This window comes from Pseudomonas sp. VI4.1, from assembly GCF_002029345.1.
Lineage (GTDB): Bacteria > Pseudomonadota > Gammaproteobacteria > Pseudomonadales > Pseudomonadaceae > Aquipseudomonas.
The window spans coordinates 30536-53599 of record NZ_MULM01000140.1 but is presented as its reverse complement, the minus strand read 5'-3'; the positions used below and the strand labels follow the sequence as shown (position 1 = coordinate 53599).

The window sequence follows — 23064 nt, the reverse complement described above, 5'->3', positions numbered from 1 at the left end:
TGGCTTGCCAGCGAAGGCGGTGGGTCAGTCGACATATTTATTACTGAACGGACGCCTTCGCTGCAAGCCAGCTCCTACAGGGGTCCGGGTGAACACCTGCAGGAGATGAGCCGGACTCAGGCCAGGCTCTTGCTGACCACTTCAAACACATCGCTGGACAACTGACCCGAAGCACGAATCCGCTCCAGCTCACCTTTCATCAACGCCTGGCGCGCAGCGTCGTATTTGCGCCAGCGCGTCAGCGGCGCCAATTGCCGGGAAGCGATCTGCGGGTTGAACCCGTCCAGCTCGATCACCAGATCCGTCAGGAACCGGTACCCGGAACCGTCCGCCGCATGGAAGTTGATCAGGTTCTGCCCGGCAAACGCGCCAATCAGTGCCCGGACCTTGTTCGGGTTCTTGATGTTGAACGCAGGATGCTGCATCAACTGCCGAACCCGCTCCAGACCGCCCGGCAAGGTGCTGCCGGCCTGAACGCTGAACCACTGATCCATGACCAGCGGGTTGTCCTTGAAGTGCTCGGCGAAACTCGCCAGGGCCGTGGCCTTCTGCTCCTCGAATGGCGAATTCACCAGCACCGCCAACGCCGTCAGGCGCTCGGTCATGTTGTCGCTGGTCTCGAACTGCTCGAGCGTCGCCGCCAACACTTCCGGCTTGCCGCTGAGCATCAGGTACGACAACGCAATGTTCTGCAGCGCGCGACGGGCGAAGTGCTCGGCTTCGGCGACATAGGGGGTCTGCTTCGAGAGGTCGCGATTAGCCTGATAACGCAGCCACAGCGCCTCGAACAAACCTTCCGCCAATTGTTTGCGGGCAAACTCGCGGGCGATGTGGATGGCATCGACGTCGGCCACTTCGCTGATCTCGGTCAGATAGGCTTCGCCCGGCAGCGAGAGCATTTCGGCGACCATGGCCTGGTCCAGCGTCTCGTCCGACAGCACCGTGCGCAAGGCCGTAATCAGACGCGGGTCGAGGACCAGCGTCTCGCCCTTCTGGTGATCGGCGATCAGCTCCTGCAAGACCTGAACCGACAATTGCTGACCGGCATCCCAGCGATTGAAGCCGTCGCTGTCATGCTGCATCAAAAACATCAGCTGGTCGCGGTCGTACGGGAAGCTCAGCTTCACCGGGGCCGAGAAGCCGCGCAGCAACGAAGGCAGTGGTTTTTCAGCGATGTCGACAAAGGTGAAGGTCTGCTCGGCTTCGGTCACGGAAATAACCCGCGATGTACCTTGAGCCGTTGCTTCACCAGAAAGACGCAGGGCAATCTCACCGCCCTTGCTGTCCAGCAGGCCCAGTTCGACCGGAATCACGAACGGCAGTTTTTCGACTTTGTCCGGGGTTTGCGGGCAGCTCTGGCGGAAGGTCAGGCTGTAGGTTTTCGCTGCGGCGTCGTAGGACTCGCTCACCGCCAACCGCGGTGTGCCGGCCTGGCTGTACCAGCGCTTGAACTGGGTCAGGTCGACCCCGTTGGCGTCTTCCATGGCCTTGATGAAGTCATCACAGGTCACGGCCTGGCCGTCATGGCGTTCGAAGTACAGGTCGCTGCCTTTGCGAAAGCCGTCAGCGCCGAGCAAGGTGTGGATCATGCCAACCACTTCCGAGCCCTTTTCGTACACGGTCAGGGTGTAGAAGTTGGAAATCTCGATGAAACTGTCCGGGCGCACGGCGTGGGCCATGGGACCGGCGTCTTCGGCGAACTGGTGGGTGCGCAGGTAGGCCACGTCCTGGATGCGCTTGACCGTCGCCGAGTTCATGTCGGCGGAGAAGCCGGAATCGCGGAACACGGTGAAGCCTTCCTTGAGCGACAGCTGGAACCAGTCGCGGCAGGTCACGCGGTTGCCCGACCAGTTGTGGAAGTATTCGTGGGCGACAATGGCCTCGACCCGCTGGTGCGCGGCGTCGGTCGCGGTTTCGGCCTTCGCCAGCACGGCGCTGGAGTTGAAGATGTTGAGGCCCTTGTTCTCCATGGCGCCCATGTTGAAATCATTGACCGCGACGATCATGAAGATGTCCAGGTCGTACTCGCGACCGTAGACCTCTTCGTCCCAGCGCATGGACTTCTTCAGGCTGTTCATGGCGTGCTGGCACTTGTCGATGTTTTCCGGCTCGACATAGATACGCAGCGCCACGGGGCGCTCGGTCATGGTGGTGAAGGTGTCTTCGACGCACCACAGATCACCGGCCACCAGTGCGAACAGGTAGGCCGGTTTCTTGAACGGGTCTTCCCAGGTCGCCCAGTGCCGGCCGTCTTCGCCAGGCCCCGAGGCAATCGGGTTGCCGTTGGACAGCAGCACCGGGTAGCTGTGCTGCTCGGCGACGACCGTGGTGGTGAACGTGCTCATCACGTCCGGACGGTCGAGGTAATACGTGATCTTGCGGAAGCCTTCGGCCTCGCACTGGGTGCAGAACATCGTGCCGGACTTGTACAGGCCTTCCAGCGCGGTGTTGGTTTCCGGGTGGATCCTGACGCTGGTGTCGACCGTGAAGGTGGTGCCGGTCGGCTGCAGGGTCAGGTGCTGCTCTGTTAACTGATAGTCGGTCAACTGATAGTCCGCAATGCCCAGTTCACGATCGGCCAGGGTCACCGACAGCAGTTCGAGTTGCTGGCCGTCGAGCACCAGCGGCGGCAGGCCCGGGCCGCGCTCGGGATTGCGGCGCATCACCAGTTGCGCATGGACCAGGCTGTGGTCCTCGAACAACTCGAAGGTCAGGTGCGTCTCGTCGATCAGGTACTCGGGGGCCTGATAGTCCTTCAGGTAAATCATCTTCGGTTGTTCGGTGCGCATGCTGGAGTCCTTACTGATGCACGGCGAGCTGATAGGCCGTGTACTTGCGAATATTGATCACGCCGGTGTCGAAAATCAGGTATTGACCCTTGATCCCCAACAGCGTGCCTTCGGCAATCGGGTTCTTGTCCAGGTTGAAGCTGACAATCTTCGCCGGGTATTGCTCGATGGGATAGCGGATTTCGAGCGGTTCGACATCGGCAATGGTCTGGATCGCCTGCAGGCCGAATCGTTCCTGCAAACCTTGCAAACCGTCGGCACAGCTTTCAAACAGCTGATCGCGAACCTGGGCCAGGTCGACCGACATCGCGTCGCCCTTGAGTAAAGCACGCCAGTTGGTCTTGTCCGCCACCTGGCTGCGGAACAGGTCCTCGACGAAGCCCGATTGCTGGCGGGTCGAGACGCGCATGATCGGCAAGGCCTGGCTGGCACCCTGATCGATCCAGCGAGTCGGCAACTGGGTCGCGCGGGTAATGCCGACCTTCACCCCCGAGGAGTTGGACAGGTAGACGATGTGATCGGTCATGCAGAACTGCTCGCCCCACGCCGGCTCCCGGCACGTGCCCGCGTCGTAGTGGCAGCGCTCCGGGCTCATGATGCACAGGTCGCACTGTGCCAGTTTGGTCATGCACGGGTAGCAGTAACCCTGGCTGAAACTGGTTTTGGTCTTGCGTCCGCAATGGGAGCAGAAGATCGCCCCCAGGTATTCCAGGCGCACCGTGGTGCCGATCAAGGGATTGACCGGTACCTCGAGGTCGTCCAGACGAAACGCGTATTGCACGTTCGGCCCGTCCAGGCGCGCCGACATTTTGCTGATTGCACCGCGGCCGATCTCGATCAATGGACAGCATCCGACTTGAACAGGATATTGGGTACGGTGATCGACTTGGAGCTGCATTCCTGCGGGCCCATGTAACCGGTGCGCTGTTCTTCCGGCAGGTTCTGGACTTCCCAGGCGATCATCGCCTGCAGCGACAGTTCCCGTTGTTCGGCGGTGAGTTTGCCACCGTCGGACCATTTGCCGATTTCCACCGCCAGTTTCAGGCTCTGGTAGATGTCGGGGGTGATGTTGTTGATCATTTCGTTAAAAGAGGACATCAAGGTCTCCGTCCTGATTGATACACAGCTTGTTTAGAGGGCCAGTTTACGGCGGTTGTACAAACCACCCAACAGACCGGTGAAGCATCCGATGAGTAACCCGCTGACGTGGGCCGCGTTGGCGATGTCACCGAAGCCGATCATCGAGACCAGCCCGGACAGGCAGAGCACCAGCCACACCAGCATCATCACCAGCACGCCACGCGGCAGGCGATAGGCCGGGTTCGGCGACAGAATCTGGAAAATCCAGCAGTGCCCCAGCAGGCCGTACAGCACCCCGGACAACCCGCCAAACAAGCTCGGGCCGCTGAAAATGAACTGGGTATAATTGGACACCAGGCTGAACAGCAAGGTCAGGCCGAGCAGGTTGATACTGCCCTGGCGCGACTCGATGCGCCGCCCCAGCTCCCAGTACCACATGCCGTTCATGGCCAGGTGCAGGATGCCGAAATGGATCAGCATCGGCGTCACCAGGCGCCACCACTGCCCCGCCGCCAGGCTGTCGGCCAACGGCACGAAATGGAGGTAGTCGCCGACGATGCGGAAATCGAGAAAGGTCAGCCAGCGCATCGTCGCGAAGTTTTCGCCCAGCAGCGTCACCGCGCCGACCAGCAGGCTCAACGCCAGTACCAGTGCCGTCGCCTTGGCATGGCGCAGTTGCTCGACAAAACCGGGGCGGCGGGTGGTCGACGCCACGGGGATGTCCAGTTGCTGCCCGGGATCGCCCGCGGGAAAACGTTCGTATAACGAACGCACGTCTTCACTGATGTTCGCCGGCACCCACAGCACTTGTTCGCCCGCCTCTTCACTGACCCGATGCGGCACTTGCATGCGCTGCAGCAACTTGACGAAGCCACTCAGGTCCACCGCCAGGGGCAGGCGCAATACCGCAACGGTACTCATTGCAGCACCTCCGGCCGCTCGACATCGACCCAGACGAATTTATGCGGGTCGAGACGGGTTTCCTGATCCAGGCGATAGGCCACCAGTTTGCCGTAGAGCACTGCGCTGTAGTCCAGGCAGGCCAGGTTCGGCCGGATCGGTGCCGGTTTGCCGTTGCGCCAGTAATGACCGACGAACAGCAGAGGCTCATCGCCGCCATAACGCAGCAAGGTGTCTTTCTCGGTGGACGACAAGGGCGTTTGGGCCACGGGCTCTGGCAATGCATCAGGCTGGAACACAATGTCTCCGTAGGTTTGCGGATCGTCTTCCCAGAACTTGGTGCGGAAGAACGAACGCGTCAGGCCATCACCGCTGGTCATGGTCAGCCCGTGGGGCAAACGCATGTCGGTGCCGCGCAGCAAGCGATCGAACACGGTGCAGGCAAAGCTGCCGGGCACCGCCGAGGCCTGGAGGAAATGCTCATCGACGCAACCGTTGGGGAACAGCGCCTGCAGCGGTTCGATCAGGCCGGCATCCCAGCAGGCATGCACGACCCGGAAGCGCCCGGCATCGATGAACAGGGGCAGCTCATAGAACCATTGCAGAAAGTCGTGCCAGTCAGCCGGATGGTGCTCGAACTGGGTCAGGGTTTCGTTGAGCAGACGGGCATGGCGCGGCGTGTGTTCACGGACGAATTGCTGGCCGCTGCCAGGCAGCGCCGGGGTGCTCCAGCCCAGGGCGTTGAATTCATGGTTGCCCATGATGCACAGCGCCTGGCCGGCCTCGACCATGTCGTGAACGATGTGCAGCGCCTCGCGAATCCGCGGGCCGCTGTCGATGATGTCGCCGACGAACACCGCCATGCGCGACGGATGCCGCCAGACGCCGCCTTGTCTTTTATAACCGAGCCGGTCGAGCAAGTGCTCCAGGGTCAGAGCGCAACCGTGCACGTCACCGATCAGGTCGTAACTTCGCGCGGGATCGAACATCAGTCGCCTCCACCCCCCAATCGGCTGCCCCAGCCAAGTTTGGTCCGGCACACCTCATAGTAGTTGTGGTCGAGCGGATGAATCAGCCGCAACTTCTGCGCCTTCTTGCTGATGGTAATGGTGTCGCCGGGCGCGCAGGTGAAATGGTTCTGCCCGTCACAGGAGACTTGCGGGTAGATCTGCATATCCTTGGACACGACGATTTTCAGCTCACTGTTGCCATCGACCACAATGGGCCGGCCCGACAAGGTATGGGGGTACATCGGCACAATCACAATAGCGTCAAGCTTGGGGTGCATGATCGGTCCGCCCGCCGACAGCGCATAGGCGGTCGAGCCGGTGGGCGTGGCGACGATCAGGCCGTCGGCCTTCTGGCTGCAGACGAACTGGCCGTCGATGTACAGCTCGAATTCGATCATCCGCGTCGATTTGCCCGGGTGCAGCACCACGTCGTTCAACGCATCGCCCTGGCCAATGGCCTCGGCGTGACGCCGGACTTCGGCCTGTAGCAGGAAGCGGTTTTCCACCAGGTAGTGGCCGTCGAGCACTTCGGCGACTTTCACTTCCAGTTCGTCGGGGCGAATATCGGTGAGGAAACCCAGGCTGCCGCGGTTGATGCCCAGCACCGGAATATTGTGCCGGGCCAACGCCCGGGCAGCCCCCAACAGGCTGCCGTCGCCGCCGACCACAATCACCATGTCACAGACTTCGCCGAGCATCTTGCGTGACGAGGTTTGCAGGCCATGACCGGGCAAGACTTCGGCAATGGTGTCTTCGAGGATCACGTGCAGGTGACGATCGAGCAGAAACCGTTTCAGTCGGCGGACGGTATCCAGCACCTGGGAACTGCCCAGGCGACCGATGATGCCGATATTGCGAAATTGCTCCATGGGGTTCCTGCGAGGACGGCGAAAAACACGATTATGGGCGAAAGCGCGGGATAGACAAAATCCTTTCAGCCACAACGGTGTACTCGCGATTGAGGCTATGCTCGCAAGATGATCCTATTTCCCGATTTGCTGCAGTTACCCCATCAGTTGCGCCACCCCGAAGTGCGCGACCTGGCCTGGGTCATTCTCGCGCCGCCGATGCTCGACGTCACCCCGTGGCCGCAGCGCCATCCGCTGGCCGGCAGCGACTGGGTGCAGGCGCCGCAACAACTGGAACTGTGGCTGCGGCAGCTCGATCGCGACAGTTATGACTTGCTGCACTGGCTGGCCCAGGCCAGGACCCGGCGCCTGGGTTTGTATTACGAACGTCTGTGGCAGTACGCAGTGCGCCACGCACCGGGCATCGAACTGATTGCCGCGAACATGCCGATCCGCCGCGAGGGTCACACCCTGGGCGAGCTGGACATGTTGCTGCGCGATCGCGATGCGTGCACCACCTGGAACTGGCGATCAAACTCTACCTCGGCCCGCAGAATGGCGACGGACACGACACGGCGCAGTGGCTCGGCCCGGGCTGCCACGATCGGCTGGACCGCAAACTCGCCCACCTCAGCCAGCACCAATTGCCGATTTCCGCCCGCCCGGAGAGCCGTGAGGTGCTGGCGGCGCTGGATATCCAGCAGTTCAGTGCGCACCTGTGGCTGGGCGGTTACCTGCTGTATCCGTGGCCGGGGCAGTCCACACCACCGGACGGCGCACATCCGCAGCATTTGCGTGGCAGCTGGTTGCATCAAAAGGACTGGGCGGACTTTGTCGTGCAGCGCCCGTCCGGTCGCTGGCAACCCCTGCCCCGCCACGCCTGGCTGGCGCCGGCGCATTACCCGGTGGAACAGACCTGGAGCGCTGAACAGCTGGAAACGTGGTTGGGCGACCTGGAACCACTGGCCCCGGCGCAGTTGCTGGTACGACTGGTCGAGAATGGCGATGGGGACTGGGAGGACGCGGAGCGGTTGTTCCTGGTGGCGGATCTTTGGCCTAATGTGCCGGGCAATGGCTGAGTTTTGTAGCGCCTGGCTGGCCTCTTCGCGGGCAAGCCCGCTCCCACAGGGTTTGGTACCGTTCGCTAAATCTGCATTCGACATAAATCCTGTGGGAGCGGGCTTGCTCGCGAAGGGGCCAGACGCGGTCTAGATGGACAGCCGCAACGCCAACGCCGCCAACGTCGCCAACAACACCGGCACCGTCAACACAATCCCGACCTTGAAGTAATACCCCCAGCCAATCCGGATGTTCTTGCGCTGCAGCACATGCAGCCACAACAACGTCGCCAGACTGCCGATCGGCGTGATCTTCGGCCCCAGATCACTGCCGATGACGTTGGCGTAGATCATCGCCTCCTTCACCAACCCCGTAGCCTGGCTGGCATCGATCGACAGCAACCCGATCAGCACCGTCGGCAAATTATTCATCATCGACGACAGCAGTGCCGTCAAGACACCGGTGCCCAGGGCCGCGCCCCAAATGCCGTAACCGGCAAAGCCGTCGAGCCAGCCGGCCAGATACCCGGTGAGCCCGGCATTGCGCAGGCCGTAGACCACCAGGTACATGCCCAACGAGAAAATCACGATCTGCCACGGTGCTTCTTTCATCACCTTGCGCGTGGAAATTTTGTGGCCACGGGCAGCAATGGCCAACAGCAGCGCCGCACACACCGCCGAGATGGCACTGATCGGAATGCCCAGCGGTTCCAGGGCGAAGCAGCCGAGCAACAGAATCACCAACACCACCCAGCCGGCAACAAACGTCGCCTTGTCATGAATCGCGGACTCGGGAGACTCGAGCTGCCCGGGGTCGTAAGCCTTGGGAATGTCGCGCCGGAAGAACCACATCAGCATGGCCAGGGTCGCCGCGACGCTCACCAGGTTGACCGGGATCATCACGGCCGCATAACGATTGAACGTGATGTTGAAGAAGTCTGCGGAAACGATGTTCACCAGGTTCGAGACCACCAACGGCAGGCTCGCGGTGTCGGCAATGAAACCGGCGCCCATGACGAATGCCAGGGTTGCCGCCGGAGAAAACCGCAGGGCCAGCAGCATGGAAATCACGATCGGGGTCAAAATCAACGCCGCGCCGTCATTAGCGAACAACGCCGAGACCAGCGCGCCGAGCAGCACCATGTAAGCGAACAACTTGCGTCCACTGCCGCGCCCCCAGCGCGCCACATGCAGCGCCGCCCAGGCAAAGAACCCCGCCTCGTCCAGCAGCAGGCTGATAATGATCAGCGCGACAAAGGTGCCGGTGGCATTCCAGATGATCTGCCACACAATCGGGATATCGCCCAGGTGCACCACGCCGAAGATCAACGCCAGCACGGCGCCGAATACCGCGCTCCAGCCGACGCCGAGGCCTTTGGGTTGCCAGATCACCAGGGTGATGGTCAGCAGGAAAATCAACGACGCAATGAGCATGCACAGCAGCCTTCAAAAAAGGGGCGCAACGAAAACCGGGGTTCAACAGCAGCGTGCAGGTCGGTCGCTCATGGCTTGCAGTCGCGCGACATCCGCGCCAGCCAGCCTTGATGATCGGCCAGGGCGCCCTGGAGTCGGACATGGGGAGCACGCTTCTGGACAAACGAAGCGTGAATATATGGAATTTCGAATATACAGTAAAGCACTGATTCCCGGAGCAACCCATTGCTGCTGTAGGAGCAAGCTTGCTCGCGATGGTGTGTCAGCCACATGGGTGTCAACTGACACCCATGCTGTAGGAGCAAGCTTGCTCGCGATGGTGTGTCAGCCACATAGGTGTCGACTGACACACCATCGCGAGCAAGCTCGCTCCTACAGGGTTCTTCACAATTTCTTATGCTGTTCTACCCATTTTCCATAGGCATTGATGAATTTCTGCAGGAACGGCTTGACCGTCTCGGACAATTTGCCCGCCTCGTCGAACGCCGCACCAGCCCCGCTCAGGTAGGCTTCCGGCTGCTGCATGCAGGGTACATCGAGGAACACCATGGATTGGCGCAGATGATGGTTGGCACCAAATCCGCCCACCGCGCCCGGTGAAACGCTGATCACCGCCCCCGGTTTGCCGCCCCAGGCGCTCTGGCCATAGGGACGCGAACCGACGTCGATCGCATTCTTCAATGGCGCCGGCACCGAACGGTTATATTCGGGGGTCACGAACAGCACTGCGTCGGATGAGCTCACTTGTTGTCGGAAAGTGCTGTAGGCTGCCGGCGGTGAAGCGCCATCGATGTCTTCGTTGTACAGCGGCAGGTCGCCGATTTCGATGATGTTCAGCTTGAGATTCGCCGGCGCCAGATCGGCCAGGGCCAGAGCGACCTTGCGATTGATCGATTCCTTTCTCAAGCTGCCGACCAGTACCGCGATCGTGTAGACGTTGCTCATGGAAGATTCTCGACTATCCGATAGAAAGAGCTAGTAGTTATAGATGACGATTCAAGCAGTGGGCGACTAAAACACCGCCCCTGACTATTTTTTTCCAGCAGGAAAACTTACTTCGCCCAACCAAGGTCTACAGACCCGCAAATTGCGTGATTTATCTCCAGAGGTTCTAAGCAGATGGCAGCAGTACTCGTCGGTCAGTTCCATGCAAGAGACGCGGAAGGCCGCGTTTACCTAGTGCATGAGTTCCAGGACTCCACCCCGCCGGCAGACGGTCTTGCCGGCTCGGCGCCTGTCACCACCTATAAACTGGCTATCGGCGATCGAATGAAAAAACTCGATGACAACCGGTTTCAGCTGATTCAATCGGACGTCACTATCACGCGTGAACCCGACACCTATGTCGGCGAGCTGCCGGAAACCACCGTTGCCTCATAACCTGCCGTTATGAGCAGAAGTCATATGCGCGCACTTTGGGTTAGGATTCAGTCACTGACTCCCTCACCTGCCGAACATGGACTTCACGCATGCGTTTACGTCATATCGAAGTGATCCAGGCGCTCTTGCAGACCGGTCACCTGGGCACTGCCGCCGAATGGCTGCAGTTGCCGGTGGCCGAGGTTGAACGCATTCTGCGCGAGGCCGAGGATCAGTTGGGTTTCATGCTGTTTTCCAGCGTGCGTGGACGCCTGCAGGCCACGCGCGAGGCGCGGGCGTTGCAAGTTGAAATAGCCCACGTCTATGACGCGCTCGAGCCGGTCCAGCGCCTGGCCAGCAGCCTCAAGCACTATCAAGCCCCGCCCCTGCGTATAATCTGCACCCCGCCCCTGGCGCAACAGCTGCTGCCGCAGAGCATCGCGACCTTGCGCAAGCGCCTTCCCGATGCGCCTTGCAGCCTGCTGAGCCAACCCACCCGCGAGATCGTCAGAAGCCTGCTGCTGCGCGAAAGCGATCTGGGCCTGAGCCTGCACGACCCCGACCACGCCGACATCCATTGCCAGGTGATTGGCCAGGGCAAACTTCAGCTGCTCGCCCCCCATGGCTGGCTGCAACCGAAACAGAAGTACGTGTCGCTGCAAGACCTGGCGGGACAATCGATGGTGGGTCTGGAAGGTCATGATCCGTTGAGCCCGGCGTTCGACCACAAACTGCACGGGTTACGCCCGGCCCCGGTGGTCCATACCCGGGTGCAGACTCATCAGATGATGCGCAGCATGGTCGAGGCCGGCGAAGGCCTCGCGATCGTCGACCCGTTTACCGCGCTCGGGGCCAGATCGACCGGGCTCGACGCTTGCCCGCTGGCGCCCGCGGTGCCGATCAGCCTGTATGCCCTGACCTTGAAAAATGGCGAACTTTCGCCGGCCATTCAGGCACTGCTGGACATCGTCACGGAACAAGCCGCGGCGATGCTGGCGAGCTGAACGGGTTTTCCAGCGGGTTATCGAACAATCGGTACCAAAACAGCGCCACTTCCGCGGTGTTCGGATCAATGCCGCGATAACGCAGATGATCGATCCCGCCCACCACGAAGCCGCAACGCTCATAGAGCCGACAGGCACCCAGGTTATTGTTCTGGGTTTCGAGCATGATGCCCGGCAGTTTTTTCTTGCGACTCCAGAACTGCGCCACATCCAGCAGCGCCTTGGCCACGCCATGTCGGCGAGCCGGCGCGTGCACCGCCAACTCATCGATATGGGCAAAGCCGTTCCAATTGGTGCTCACCACCAGGTGACCCACCGGTTCGTCATCGAGATACGCCATGAAAATCTCGCTGTCGGTCGCCTCGCGGAAACTGCTGAACTCCTCGGGATCGATGCCGTAGCACTTGCGGTAAGGCGTGATGGGCGTCACCGGCCAGCGCTCCACCGGTTCGCCGAGGTGTGCGGCGCCATAGGCCGCGACTTCAAAACTGAAGTCACTGCCCCAGATATAAGCGGCGAAACCATCGTCGGCAACGCGCACCGACAGCCCTGGGTATTGCGGATTCATGACCGGTTGCATACTGGGAAAGGTCCTCATTCCTTGATGCAATCGACGGTGTAATGCCGTCCATTGCCCTCGTCTTCGTGTTGCAAGCCGTGCACATCAACGACAAATCCCGGGAAGCTGCTGTCGAATGTACGGGCAAACGCCAGGTAATCGATGATCGAGCGCGTCGACTGGGTAAAACGTTCGCCGGGCATGATCAACGGAATCCCCGGTGGGTACGGCACCAGCATCACTGCGGCGATCCGACCCTCCAGGTCGTCGATCGACACCGCTTCAACGTCGCCACGCACCAACTGATCATAGGCGTCGGATGGCTTCATGGCGATTTCCGGCAGCACGGTGTACATGCGCTTGAGGTGTTTGGCCGTGGCGTTGCTGCGGTAGCAGGCGTGCAATTGATCACACAGGTCGCGCAGCCCCATGCCCTGATAACGCGTGACATGCGCTTGCGCCACGCAGGGCAGGCAGCTGGCGAGGCTGACGTTGGCATCGTAGCTGCGCTTGAATTCCAGCAGCTCGGTCAGCAGCGTGCTCCATTTGCCTTTGGTGATGCCCATGGAAAACAGCACCAGGAATGAATACAGCCCGGTCTTCTCGACGACCAAGCCACGCTCCCAGAGGAATTTGCTGACCACCGCCGCCGGAATCCCGCGCTCGCTAAGCGCTCCACCGGCGGTCAGGCCTGGCATCACCAGGGTGACCTTGATCGGATCGAGCAACACGTAGTCGTCGGTCACGCCGCCAAAACCGTGCCATTCGGCCTCGGGTTGCAGCAACCAGTCTTCGGTGACGACACGGTCGATGCCTTGCACCGACGGTGGCTGCCAGATGGAGAACCACCAGTCATCCGCGGCAATGTGTTGCCGCAGATTGGCCAGGGCCCGACGAAAACTCAGGGCCTCGTCGAACATTTCCTGCAACAGCGAACGTCCCGCCGGGCCCTCCATCATGGCCGATGCCACGTCCAGGGACGCAATGATGCTGTACTGCGGCGAGGTGGAAATATGCATCATGAACGCTTCATTGAAGCGATCCCGGTCCAGTTGCCGCGCGCCGCCGTCCTGGACGTGAATCATCGAGGCCTGGCTGAACGCTGCCAACAGCTTGTGGGTGGAATGGGTGGTGAACACCAGCGGGCTGTCTTCACTGCGGGAAGTGCCCATGCCGTAACGTCCGGCGAAAAACTCATGGAATGCCGCATATGCGTACCAGGCCTCGTCGAAGTGCAAGACCTCGACGCTGTTGCCCAGGTTCTGCTTGATCAGCTCAGCGTTGTAACAGAGGCCGTCATAGGTGGAGTTGGTGATCACCGCGAGTTTGACCCTGGGGGCCCGGCCCTTGGTCAGCGGGCTGGCGTCGATCTTGGCCTGGATCGATTCGCGGCTGAATTCGCTCAAGGGAATCGGGCCGATGATCCCCAGTTCGTTACGCTCCGGGCACAGGTAGAGCGGGATGGCGCCGGTCATGATGATCGAATGCAGCACCGATTTGTGACAGTTGCGATCCACCAGCACCAGGTCATCCCGGGCGACCATCGAATGCCAGACGATCTTGTTGGCGGTCGAGGTGCCGTTGATGACGAAGAAGGTGTGATCGGCGCCGAAATTGCGGGCGGCACGGGCCTCCGCTTCTGCCAGGGGACCGGTGTGATCGAGCAGCGAACCCAGCTCCGGCACCGACACCGACAAATCCGAACGCAGGGTGTTTTCCCCGAAGAACTGGTGGAACGCCTGCCCGACCGGACTCTTGTGATACGCCACGCCACCGCCATGACCGGGCGTGTGCCAGGAATAGTTGGAGTCGGCGGTGTGCTGCACCAGGGCTTTGAAAAACGGTGGCAGCAGGCCATCAAGGTATTTGCGCGACGCGCGGGCCACCTGTCGGGCGAGGAACGGCACGGTGTCTTCGAACAGGTACAGAATGCCGCGCAATTGATTGAGTTCAGCCATGGCGTCGGCCGGGGCGTTTTCCAGTGTCACCTGTTCGCCGAGGGCGAAGATCGGCAGATCCGGCGCACGCACCCGCGCCAGGCCGATCAGCTCGGCCATGTTGTGCAGCAGGTGCGAGTTTGTGCTGGCGTCTTCGGCGGCAATCAACATGCAGGAGAGGCCGTGGTGGGTCGAGGCGACCAGACGCCCCTCGGTGTAATTGACCGCCGAAACAATGCTGAAGCCTTCCTGCTCCAGCTCCCGGGCGATGCCACGCACACGGTCACCGGCGACGGTGTCGGCCTTGATGTCGCGGTGGACGATCAGGACCGGGAATTTCAAATCTTTATACATGAGGCTCAGTGTCCTGAGGCGGCGGACCGTGGTCCGCCAATCACCTCAGGGTAGAGGGTTGATGCGGTTGTGGCGAGCGCGGATGCACTGAAATGGGTCATTGGCTCCGTGGGCGTTATCAAGATCAAGAGATCTTTTCGGGCCTACGCCTATCCCTAAGCCTGAGCCTTGGCCTCCGCCAGTTGCTGCCACAGCGACGGCGCACCGGCGGACTTGGCGATGGCTTCCAGGCGGGCGATGTGCTGCGCCAGGTCATCTTCGCTGGCGCGAATGACGCGCGTCGGTTGACGGTCGACTGGCAAGCGGCGGATTTCAGTGGCCGAGTTGTCCGCGCCTTCACCGGAACCGTTGCCATCGGAAGCATTACCGGCCAGGGACAGGCTGGTCTGGCCGCCGGTCATGGTCAGGTAGACGTCGGCAAGGATCTCGGAGTCGAGCAAGGCGCCGTGGAGTTCACGGCCGGAGTTATCGACGCCGTAGCGTTTGCACAAGGCATCGAGACTGTTGCGCTGCCCGGGGTGACGCTCCCGGGCCATCATCAGGGTGTCGAGGATCGAGCAGTGTCGGGTGATGTCCGCGCGATCGTGCTGGCCCATCAGGGCGAATTCGTTGTTGATGAAGCCAACGTCGAACGCCGCGTTATGGATGATCAGCTGCGCGCCCTTGATGAACTCGAAGAACTCCTCGGCGACTTCGGTGAAACGCGGCTTGCCCACCAGGAATTCGTTGGTGATGCCGTGGACGCCGATGGCGCCTTCATCACTCTCGCGATCCGGTTGCAGGTAAACGTGGAAATGCCGGCCCGTCAGGCGCCGACCGATCAACTCGACACAACCGATTTCGATAATCCGGTGGCCATCGGTCACCGGCATGCCGGTGGTTTCGGTATCGAGTACAACGGATCTGGTGGCCATCAGTGCTCAGCTCTCAACGGGTCGTTCTTACAAAGGCGGCGATGTTAACACGCTCGCCGGGGTGTTTCAGGTACACCGTGCTGCCCCATTCGCGAGCAAGCCCGCCCCACATTGGATCTTCATGCAACACAAATTCTGCATGCACTCAGGCTCCAGTGTGGGAGCGGGCTTGCTCGCGAATGGCCGCGACGCGGTGTTCCGGTGGAATCGGAATCAGGCCTGCTTGTACCCACGCACTTCATCCACCCCGCGGTTGGCCAGTTGGTCGGCCCGTTCGTTGCCATGGTGGCCGATGTGCCCGCGCACCCACTTCCACGTAACGTTGTGCCGGTTGACCTGCTCATCCAGCAGCTTCCACAGATCGGCATTTTTTACCGGCTCCTTCGCTGCGGTCTTCCAGCCGCGCTTCTTCCAGTTGTCCATCCACTCGTTGATGCCTTTCATCACGTACTGGGAGTCGGTGACCAGCAGCACGTCGCAGGAACGCTTGAGTTCCTCCAGGCCGCGGATCGCGCCCATCAACTCCATGCGGTTGTTGGTGGTGTTGGCTTCGCCGCCCCAGAGTTCTTTTTCAATGCCCTTGCACACCAGCAATGCGCCCCAGCCGCCAGGGCCGGGATTGCCTTTGCAGGCGCCGTCGGTGAAGAGTTCTACGCTATCGCTCATGCCAATCTATCCAGAAAATGCGGTTGGCCCGTCGATCCTTGACCGACGATGCCCGAGGCCGGGACAAACCCGACCGGGAATATGAATGTGTATTACGGCTCGATGCGACGACGGTTGACCTTGGCCATCGGCAACGGAATCAGCTTGCCCATCGGTTCGCGCCGCTCCTGACGCAGCGGTCGCAGGCCCACCACGATCTTGCGTGCGACGAGTAGATAGAAGCCGCCACCCGACAGTTGCCAGTCACCGGCCTTGCGCTCCCAACCGGCCAGGCGGGCCTGCCAGGCGGGGGACGCCAGCGGCGGACGATAGCATCCGAAGCGGCGTTTCTCCAGCGCAAAGCCCAGCAGGTTCAGCCAGTCGCCGACCCTGGACGGGGAAATGCAGCGCGCCTTGCGCAAGCCATCGTGGGCGAATACATGGCGCAAGCCCCAGGTGCTCCAGGGGTTGATCCCGACGATCAACAGATGACCGCCGGGGCGTACGCTGCTGGCCGCTTCGCGCAGCAAACCATGGGGCGACAGGCAGAAATCCAGCCCGTGTTGCAGCACCACCACATCGGCGGCATGCTCGCTCAGCGGCCAGGCCTGCTCCTCACAGACGATCTCGACGCCCGGCAATGGCGCGCCGAGCCGCACATTGCGCTGCACCTGCGGCGCCGACGGCGGGGTCTGGGCCGACGGACCGTAATGCACCAGGTAGCCGCCGAAGAAGCGCCCCAGCTCGTCTTCGAGCATGCGGCGCTCTTCGTCCAGCAGAAACTGCCCGATCGGGCCGGACAGCCATTCACGGGCCGCGCTGATCAACGTCAGCCACTCAGGATCGGCCTGAGCGAACGCTTTATCGGTCATTGCATTTCTCCAACGCGCCAGGAAGTTCTAAGATGCGCCATTGTTTTCTCCTTGGCGAATCCGACGATGATACAGATCAGTGCCCTGCCCGCCTTCACCGACAACTACATCTGGTTGTTACAAGACCACCCCACCCGGCGCTGCGCAGTCGTCGATCCGGGCGATGCCGGGCCGGTCCAGGCCTGGCTCGAGGCAAATCCGCAATGGGTACTGAGCGATATTCTGATCACTCACCACCATCATGACCATGTCGGCGGCGTCGAACAGCTGAAAAAAGCGACAGACGCCACCGTCTACGGCCCGGCCAGTGAAAACATCCCGGCGCGGGACATCGCTCTCAAGGACGGCGACCGCTTCAGCGTGCTGGGCTGTGACTTCGAGGCCATCGCAATCCCTGGCCACACGCTGGGGCACATAGCCCTTTATCACCCGGGGCTGCTGTTTTGCGGTGACACCCTGTTCGCCGCAGGATGCGGACGCCTGTTCGAAGGCACGCCGGAGCAAACGCACAGCTCGCTGACACGCCTCGCGGCCCTTCCCGACGATACGCAGGTCTACTGCGGTCATGAATACACCCTGAGCAATCTGCGCTTCGCCCTCGCGGTCGAACCGGGCAACCCGGCGATCGTCGAACGGCTGGCCACTGTCACTCGACAACGGGAAGCCGGGATCATCACCCTGCCTTCGACGCTGGCCCTGGAAAAGCTCACCAATCCGTTTCTACGTACCGGAGAAACATCCGTTAAAGAAAAAGTGGACGAACGGAACGGAACCCATAACCGGGCTCCAAGTGCGGTCTTTGCTGCTCTTCGGGCTTGGAAAGATAAGTTCTAAGCCGTGTCGCCGATGGTACAAAAATTCTGAATGGTTGACCTAGGGGGGTACGCTTTCTAGAATCGCCCGACATTTTTGCCCGGAACTTACTTCCAGCCAATGTCGTCATCCATTCGTAAAGCCATCAATACAGACGCATTGACCCGCCTGGCTCAAGCCATCGCGGTGGCTGTGTCCGCCACCCTGGCGGGCTGTTCCAGCCATGTGCCGCAGACCGACGCGACACACGTTCCGAACCTTGCCGCGCGAGTCAAGCCAAAACCTGTGCTGCTCAGCGTGAAACCGACCCCGGAAATACCCCAGGATGTCTGGGAGCGCATGCGCCAGGGCTTCCAGCTGCAGGACAACGTCGGCGTCAACCCGCGTATCGAGCAACAGCGCCTGTGGTTCGCCAGCAACCCGTCATTCCTGGAAAACGCCGGCGATCGCGGCAGCCTGTACATCCATTACATCGTCGAACGCCTCGAAGAACGCAACATGCCGCTGGAGCTGGCGCTGCTGCCAGTCATTGAAAGCGCCTACAACCCGATGGCCTACTCCCGGGCCAACGCGGTGGGTCTGTGGCAATTCATCCCTTCCACCGGCCGCTACTTCAACCTGCGTCAGACCCGTTTCTACGATGGCCGGCGCGATATCACCGCCTCGACCACGGCGGCGATGGATTACCTGTCCCGCCTGCATGACATGTTCAACGGTGACTGGTTGCTGGCCCTGGCGGCCTATAACGCCGGCGAAGGCACGGTCAGCCGGGCCATCGAGCGCAACGAAAAGCTCGGCCTGCCGACCGATTACTGGAACCTGCCACTGCCGGCCGAAACCCAGGCCTACGTGCCGAAGCTGCTGGCGCTGTCGCAAGTGGTACTGGCACCGGACGCCTACGGCGTGAACCTCAACCCGATCGCCAACGAACCCTACTTCCAGGTTGTCGAGATCAACCAGCGCATGGACCTGTCCAAGGTTGCCGCGGTGGCCAATATCGACGAAGACGAACTGTTCCAGCTCAACCCGGCGTTCAAACAGCGCACCACCATCGATGGCCCCCAGCATTTGCTGGTGCCGACATCCAAGGCGCAGCTGCTGACCACCAGCCTGTCGACCATGCGGCCTGACGAGTTGATCAGCAAGAAGCCGCTCAAGCCGGTCTTCGAAGGTGCCAACAGCCCCGCCATTGCCGGCGTCAAGCGTTCCTACCGGGTCAAGCGCGGCGACAACCTGGGCACCATCGCCAAGGCCAACAAGGTCGACGTCAAGGACCTGCAGCGCTGGAACAATCTGACCGGCAAGAATCTCAAGGCCGGTCAGACCCTGGTCATGCAGGACACTGCCAAGCGCAGCGCCGGGCGCGTCAACACCGTGGTCGCGGCCACCAGCAAGAAGCAGCGGACCCAGTACAAGGTCAAGCGAGGCGATTCGCTGTACATGGTGGCCAAGCGTTTCAATGTTGAAATGCAGCACCTCAAGCGCTGGAACCCCCGGATTGGCCAGGCGCTGAAGCCGGGACAGATGTTGACGGTGGCTTCGCCACGTTAATGTAGGAGCGAGCTTGCTCGCGATGGTCGTTAACGATAACGCGTGTTAACTGATTTAACGCGGCGCTGTCGAGCCGATCGCGAGCAAGCTCGCTCCTACACAAACATCCCACGATTCCAAGGGCTTTTTTTTGCCTGTTGTTTCAAGGATGGCCATTATCCCCTGCAATTAACCGCGCATTAAATCCCCATCTTTTTCCTGCCCAGACAAGCTGTTACTGTACGGCCCACAAAGCCCAAGCCGCCTGGATCGGATCTCTGACTTGAAGCGTCCCCTCCTCCTGTTCCTGATCAGCCTGGCCTTGAGCTCCCCCGCAAGCGCGACGATCAGCGAAAGCCATGGTTATGCGCAGTTCGGCACGCTCAAGTACCCGGCCAGATTTACCCACTTCGACTGGGTCAACCCGCAAGCGCCCAAGGGCGGCACCTTGCGGGTGATGGCGTTTGGCACCTTCGATACGCTCAATCCCTATACCTTCAAGGGCTCAAGCCCGGTTTCCACCGCCAATTTCCTGCAGTACGGCATCAACGAGCTCAACGAACCCTTGATGGTCGGCACAGGGCAGTACGCACCGTCCGGCGACGAGCCGACGTCCAGTTATGGCCTGATCGCCCAATCGGTGGAGTACAGCGAGGACCGCAGCTGGGTGGTGTTCAACCTGCGCCCGCAAGCGCGGTTCCATGATGGCTCGCCGATTACCGCCTACGACGTGGCGTTTTCCTACCGCCTGCTGCTCAAGGAAGGTCACCCGCAATACCGCACCAATCTTCAGGAAGTGTCGCGGGTCGACATCCTCAACCCGCATCGGATCCGCTTCGTCTTCAAGCGCGCCGGCAATCCCTTGCTGATCCTGCGCCTGGGCGAGCTGCCGGTGCTGGCGCAGCACTACTGGAAAGGTCGCGACTTCAAGGCCACCACCTTCGAACCGCCCCTGGGCAGCGGCCCGTATCGCATTACCTCGGTCACGCCCGGGCGGCAGATCGTGTTCGAACGGGTCAAGGATTACTGGGGCAAGGACCTGCCGGTCAATCGCGGCAAGTACAACGTCGACCGCATGGAAGTGGAGTTCTACCGTGACAGCGACGTGGCGTTTGAAGCCTTCAAGGCCGGCGAATTCGACATTTACATCGAACACCAGGCCAAGAATTGGGAAAACGGCTACAACTTCCCGGCGGTGCGCCGCGGCGACGTGATCAAGGCGCAGATTGCGCACCAGATCCCGACCCAGACCCAGGGTCTGTTCATGAACAGCCGGCGCCCGACCTTCGCCGACGCCAGGGTCCGTGAAGCCTTGGGGATGATGTTCGACTTCGAGTGGACCAACCGCACGCTCTTCAGCGGCGCCTACAAGCGTGCGTTGAGCTACTACCCCAACAGCGAATTCTCGGCCACGGGCCTGCCGATCGGCCATGAATGGCTGATGCTCAAGCCCTATCGCGAGCAGTTACCGGCCCGGCTGCTCACCGAGCCGTTCAGCCTGCCGCAGACCCAAGGCCGCGGCATCCCCCGGGAAACCCTGCGCAAGGCCCTGGGCCTGCTGGCCGAGGCCGGCTGGAAGCTCAATGGCCAACGTTTGCAGAACGCCGCCGGGCAACCGTTGCGCCTGGAGATCCTGCTGGTCAACCCGAACCTGGAACGCATCCTTCAGCCCTACGTGGAAAACCTCGCCAGCAGCGCATCGACGCCCGACTGCGCACGGTGGATCGCGCCCAGTACAAACAGCGCCTCGATCAGTTCGATTTCGACATGATCCTGATGACCCTCAACCAGACCCTCAGCCCCGGCCTTGAGCAATGGCAGTACTTCCACTCGAGCCAGGCCGGGGTCAAGGGCAGCAAAAACTACGCAGGCATCGCCAACCCGGTGGTCGACCACTTGCTGGAACACTTGCTCGCCGCGCAGACCCGCGACGAACAGGTCGCCGCCGGCAAGGCGCTGGACCGGGTGCTGCTGTGGCAGCACTACATCATTCCCAACTGGTACCTCAATTATCACCGCCTGGCCTACCGTAACCGGTTAGCCTTTGTCACCACGCCGCCCTACACCCTGGGCCTGAGCGCATGGTGGCTGAAATCTTCGGAGAAGGATCGATGAAACCCGTCCGTGCCCTGCTGTTGCACGCCAGCGGCCTGTTGTTCGCCGGGCTGGCCTGCGCCGCCCCGCAACATGCCCTGACCTTGTACAACGAGCCGCCGAAATACCCGGCCGACTTCCAGCATTTCGATTACGTGAACCCCGATGCGCCCAAGGGCGGGATCTTCCGCCAGGCCGGGTTCGGCGGCTTCGACAGCCTCAACCCGTTCATCGGCAAGGGGGTACCGGCCGACGACATCGGCATGATCTACGACACCCTCGCCAAGCAAGGCCTGGACGAACCGTTCACCGAGTACGGGCTGGTCGCCGGCAAGATCGAGAAAGCCCCGGACAACAGCTGGGTGCGCTTTTACCTGCGCCCCGAAGCACGTTTCCATGACGGCCATCCGATCCGTGCCGAAGACGTAGTGTTCAGCTTCGAGACCCTGACCAGGGACGGCGCTCCGCTTTACCGCGGTTACTACAGCGATGTCGCCGAAGCGATCGCCGAAGACCCGCTCAAGGTGCTGTTCAAATTCAAGCACAACAACAACCGCGAACTGCCGCTGATCCTCGGCCAGCTGCCGGTGCTGCCCAAGCATTGGTGGGCCAGCCGCGACTTCAACAAGGGCAACCTGGAACTGCCGCTGGGCAGCGGCCCGTACAAGGTCAGCGAAGTCAAGGCCGGGCGCTCGGTGCGTTATGAGCGGGTCAAGGATTACTGGGGCAAGGACCTGCCGGTGAACCGCGGGTTCTACAACTTTGACGTCATGACCACCGACTATTACCGCGACAACACCGTGGCCCTGGAAGCCCTCAAGGCCGGGCAGTTCGATTACTGGCTGGAGATGGCCGCGAAGAACTGGGCCAACGCCTACAACATCCCGGCCGTCACCGAGGGCAGGTTGATCAAGGAACAGATCCCCAACGGCAACCCCACCGGCATGCAAGGCTTTGTGTTCAACCTGCGGCGCCCGGTGTTCCAGGACCTGCGCGTGCGCCAGGCCCTGACCCTGTTGCTGGACTTCGAATGGACCAACAAGCAACTGTTCAACGGCGCGTACGCGCGCACCCGCAGTTATTTCGAGAACTCGGAAATGGCCGCCACCGGTTTGCCGGACGCCGATCAGCTGGCGATTCTCGACCCGTTCCGCGGCAAGATCCCCGAGCAGGTCTTCAGCGAGGCATTCCAGAACCCGGTCACCGATGGCAGCGGCATGATCCGCGCCCAGCAACGCCAGGCCTATCAACTGTTGCAAGAGGCCGGCCTGGCGCATCGTCGAGGACAAGATGGTCGACGCCACCGGCAAACCGGTGACCATCGAATTCCTGCTGGCCCAGACCGAGTTCGAGCGGGTCCTGCTGCCGTTCAAGCGCAACCTGAGCGACCTGGGGATCGACCTGGTGATCCGCCGGGTCGACGTCTCGCAGTACATCAACCGTGTGCGTTCACGGGACTTCGACATGATCGTCGGCAGCTTCCCGCAGTCCAACTCACCGGGCAACGAACAGCGCGAGTTCTGGATGGCCGCCGCGGCCGACAAACCCGGCAGCCGCAACTCCATGGGCCTGAAAGACCCGGTGGTGGACCAGTTGGTCGAGCAACTGATCAACGCCGACTCGCGGCAAAGCCTGGTGGCCCACGCCCGGGCACTGGACCGGGTGCTGCAATGGGGCTACTACGTGATCCCCAACTGGCACATCAAGACCTCGCGCGTGGCCTACTGGAACCACATCGGCCACCCGGACATTTCACCCAAGTACGACATCGGCATCTCCACCTGGTGGGTCAAGCCCGACGCGAAACCTGCGGTAGAAGTCGAAACCAAACTGCAAGCCGACCCTGCGGGCACGGAGTAATCAG

General features: G+C 61.3%; 18 protein-coding genes and 3 pseudogenes. 7 read left to right on the top strand and 14 right to left on the bottom strand.

Going from position 1 to position 23064, the window contains the following annotated elements; translation table 11 throughout:
- Positions 1-116: 116 nt before the first annotated feature.
- From pepN to BZ163_RS12070, 6 genes are read right to left on the bottom strand one after another with little or no spacing between them, the layout of a single operon-like run.
- Positions 117-2789, bottom strand: coding sequence for an aminopeptidase N (pepN, locus tag BZ163_RS12095; protein WP_128871098.1), 2673 nt, complete (start codon positions 2787-2789; stop codon positions 117-119).
- A gap of 10 nt (positions 2790-2799) precedes the next feature.
- Positions 2800-3630, bottom strand: a complete 831-nt coding sequence (locus tag BZ163_RS12090) for a DUF2797 domain-containing protein (protein WP_128871097.1) — start codon at positions 3628-3630, stop codon at positions 2800-2802.
- Positions 3627-3887: a YeaC family protein gene (locus BZ163_RS12085; RefSeq protein WP_128871096.1), complete on the bottom strand. Its 261-nt coding sequence runs from the start codon at positions 3885-3887 to the stop codon at positions 3627-3629. The genes BZ163_RS12090 and BZ163_RS12085 overlap by 4 nt, the downstream gene beginning before the upstream one ends.
- 33 nt (positions 3888-3920) lie before the next feature.
- Positions 3921-4790 (bottom strand): rhomboid family intramembrane serine protease, encoded by an 870-nt coding sequence (locus tag BZ163_RS12080; protein ID WP_128871095.1) that lies wholly within the window; start codon positions 4788-4790, stop codon positions 3921-3923.
- A complete protein-coding gene (locus tag BZ163_RS12075; protein WP_371916798.1) occupies positions 4787-5761 on the bottom strand; it encodes a metallophosphoesterase in 975 nt (324 codons plus the stop codon). The genes BZ163_RS12080 and BZ163_RS12075 overlap by 4 nt, the downstream gene beginning before the upstream one ends.
- On the bottom strand, positions 5758-6648 hold the full coding sequence (locus tag BZ163_RS12070) for an NAD(+) kinase (protein ID WP_010459816.1): 891 nt from the start codon (positions 6646-6648) through the stop codon (positions 5758-5760). Before BZ163_RS12070 ends, BZ163_RS12075 begins: the two co-directional genes overlap by 4 nt.
- Before the next feature lie 108 nt (positions 6649-6756).
- Between BZ163_RS12070 and BZ163_RS12065 the strand changes: the two are divergent.
- Positions 6757-7706 (top strand): annotated as a pseudogene (locus BZ163_RS12065) (DUF1853 family protein).
- Positions 7707-7835: 129 nt separating this feature from the next.
- Here the strand turns inward: BZ163_RS12065 and BZ163_RS12060 are convergent.
- A complete protein-coding gene (locus tag BZ163_RS12060) occupies positions 7836-9119 on the bottom strand; it encodes an arsenic transporter (RefSeq protein WP_128871093.1) in 1284 nt (427 codons plus the stop codon).
- A gap of 384 nt (positions 9120-9503) precedes the next feature.
- On the bottom strand, positions 9504-10064 hold the full coding sequence (locus BZ163_RS12055) for an NADPH-dependent FMN reductase (RefSeq protein WP_128871092.1): 561 nt from the start codon (positions 10062-10064) through the stop codon (positions 9504-9506).
- Positions 10065-10238: 174 nt separating this feature from the next.
- Here BZ163_RS12055 and BZ163_RS12050 point away from each other — a divergent pair, with 174 nt between their 5' ends.
- Positions 10239-10499 (top strand): hypothetical protein, encoded by a 261-nt coding sequence (locus BZ163_RS12050; protein ID WP_128871091.1) that lies wholly within the window; start codon positions 10239-10241, stop codon positions 10497-10499.
- An 89-nt stretch (positions 10500-10588) separates the two neighbouring features.
- On the top strand, positions 10589-11482 hold the full coding sequence (locus tag BZ163_RS12045; protein ID WP_128871090.1) for a LysR family transcriptional regulator: 894 nt from the start codon (positions 10589-10591) through the stop codon (positions 11480-11482).
- Here the strand turns inward: BZ163_RS12045 and BZ163_RS12040 are convergent.
- The 6 genes from BZ163_RS12040 to BZ163_RS12020 all read right to left on the bottom strand — a co-directional run bounded on the left by BZ163_RS12040 (position 11448) and on the right by BZ163_RS12020 (position 16763).
- A complete protein-coding gene (locus BZ163_RS12040; RefSeq protein ID WP_128871089.1) occupies positions 11448-12062 on the bottom strand; it encodes a GNAT family N-acetyltransferase in 615 nt (204 codons plus the stop codon). The genes BZ163_RS12045 and BZ163_RS12040 overlap by 35 nt on opposite strands.
- 14 nt (positions 12063-12076) lie before the next feature.
- On the bottom strand, positions 12077-14332 hold the full coding sequence (locus BZ163_RS12035) for an Orn/Lys/Arg decarboxylase N-terminal domain-containing protein (RefSeq protein WP_128871088.1): 2256 nt from the start codon (positions 14330-14332) through the stop codon (positions 12077-12079).
- A 155-nt stretch (positions 14333-14487) separates the two neighbouring features.
- On the bottom strand, positions 14488-15246 hold the full coding sequence (gene dnaQ, locus BZ163_RS12030) for a DNA polymerase III subunit epsilon (RefSeq protein ID WP_128871087.1): 759 nt from the start codon (positions 15244-15246) through the stop codon (positions 14488-14490).
- Positions 15247-15259: 13 nt separating this feature from the next.
- Positions 15260-15391 carry a hypothetical protein gene (locus tag BZ163_RS35565; RefSeq protein WP_256578988.1) on the bottom strand — a complete coding sequence of 44 codons (132 nt, stop codon included), beginning with the start codon at positions 15389-15391 and terminating at the stop codon, positions 15260-15262.
- 68 nt (positions 15392-15459) lie between these two features.
- Entirely contained in the window at positions 15460-15912 is a 453-nt protein-coding gene (rnhA, locus tag BZ163_RS12025; RefSeq protein ID WP_008152099.1) for a ribonuclease HI, read from the bottom strand.
- Between the two features lie 92 nt (positions 15913-16004).
- A complete protein-coding gene (locus BZ163_RS12020; RefSeq protein WP_128871086.1) occupies positions 16005-16763 on the bottom strand; it encodes a class I SAM-dependent methyltransferase in 759 nt (252 codons plus the stop codon).
- Between the two features lie 66 nt (positions 16764-16829).
- On the opposite strand from BZ163_RS12020, the gene gloB reads away from it, so the two are divergent.
- From gloB to BZ163_RS12000, 4 genes and pseudogenes are all read left to right on the top strand, one after another.
- Positions 16830-17597: a hydroxyacylglutathione hydrolase gene (gene gloB / locus BZ163_RS12015; protein WP_128871085.1), complete on the top strand. Its 768-nt coding sequence runs from the start codon at positions 16830-16832 to the stop codon at positions 17595-17597.
- Between the two features lie 99 nt (positions 17598-17696).
- A complete protein-coding gene (locus BZ163_RS12010) occupies positions 17697-19127 on the top strand; it encodes a transglycosylase SLT domain-containing protein (protein WP_128871084.1) in 1431 nt (476 codons plus the stop codon).
- A gap of 262 nt (positions 19128-19389) precedes the next feature.
- A pseudogene (locus tag BZ163_RS12005) lies at positions 19390-21221 on the top strand (extracellular solute-binding protein).
- Positions 21218-23060 (top strand): annotated as a pseudogene (locus tag BZ163_RS12000) (extracellular solute-binding protein). Before BZ163_RS12005 ends, BZ163_RS12000 begins: the two co-directional pseudogenes overlap by 4 nt.
- Positions 23061-23064 lie beyond the last annotated feature (4 nt).

What these genes read in the sequence shown, in the direction of transcription:
- pepN (WP_128871098.1), bottom strand. Translation starts at nt 2,789, where the DNA reads ATGCGCACCGAACAACCGAAGATGATTTACCTGAAGGACTATCAGGCC.
- BZ163_RS12085 (WP_128871096.1), bottom strand. Translation starts at nt 3,887, where the DNA reads ATGTCCTCTTTTAACGAAATGATCAACAACATCACCCCCGACATCTAC.
- BZ163_RS12080 (WP_128871095.1), bottom strand. Translation starts at nt 4,790, where the DNA reads ATGAGTACCGTTGCGGTATTGCGCCTGCCCCTGGCGGTGGACCTGAGT.
- BZ163_RS12070 (WP_010459816.1), bottom strand. Translation starts at nt 6,648, where the DNA reads ATGGAGCAATTTCGCAATATCGGCATCATCGGTCGCCTGGGCAGTTCC.
- BZ163_RS12060 (WP_128871093.1), bottom strand. Translation starts at nt 9,119, where the DNA reads ATGCTCATTGCGTCGTTGATTTTCCTGCTGACCATCACCCTGGTGATC.
- BZ163_RS12055 (WP_128871092.1), bottom strand. Translation starts at nt 10,064, where the DNA reads ATGAGCAACGTCTACACGATCGCGGTACTGGTCGGCAGCTTGAGAAAG.
- BZ163_RS12050 (WP_128871091.1), top strand. Translation starts at nt 10,239, where the DNA reads ATGGCAGCAGTACTCGTCGGTCAGTTCCATGCAAGAGACGCGGAAGGC.
- BZ163_RS12045 (WP_128871090.1), top strand. Translation starts at nt 10,589, where the DNA reads ATGCGTTTACGTCATATCGAAGTGATCCAGGCGCTCTTGCAGACCGGT.
- BZ163_RS12040 (WP_128871089.1), bottom strand. Translation starts at nt 12,062, where the DNA reads ATGCAACCGGTCATGAATCCGCAATACCCAGGGCTGTCGGTGCGCGTT.
- BZ163_RS12035 (WP_128871088.1), bottom strand. Translation starts at nt 14,332, where the DNA reads ATGTATAAAGATTTGAAATTCCCGGTCCTGATCGTCCACCGCGACATC.
- dnaQ (WP_128871087.1), bottom strand. Translation starts at nt 15,246, where the DNA reads ATGGCCACCAGATCCGTTGTACTCGATACCGAAACCACCGGCATGCCG.
- rnhA (WP_008152099.1), bottom strand. Translation starts at nt 15,912, where the DNA reads ATGAGCGATAGCGTAGAACTCTTCACCGACGGCGCCTGCAAAGGCAAT.
- BZ163_RS12020 (WP_128871086.1), bottom strand. Translation starts at nt 16,763, where the DNA reads ATGACCGATAAAGCGTTCGCTCAGGCCGATCCTGAGTGGCTGACGTTG.
- gloB (WP_128871085.1), top strand. Translation starts at nt 16,830, where the DNA reads ATGATACAGATCAGTGCCCTGCCCGCCTTCACCGACAACTACATCTGG.
- BZ163_RS12010 (WP_128871084.1), top strand. Translation starts at nt 17,697, where the DNA reads ATGTCGTCATCCATTCGTAAAGCCATCAATACAGACGCATTGACCCGC.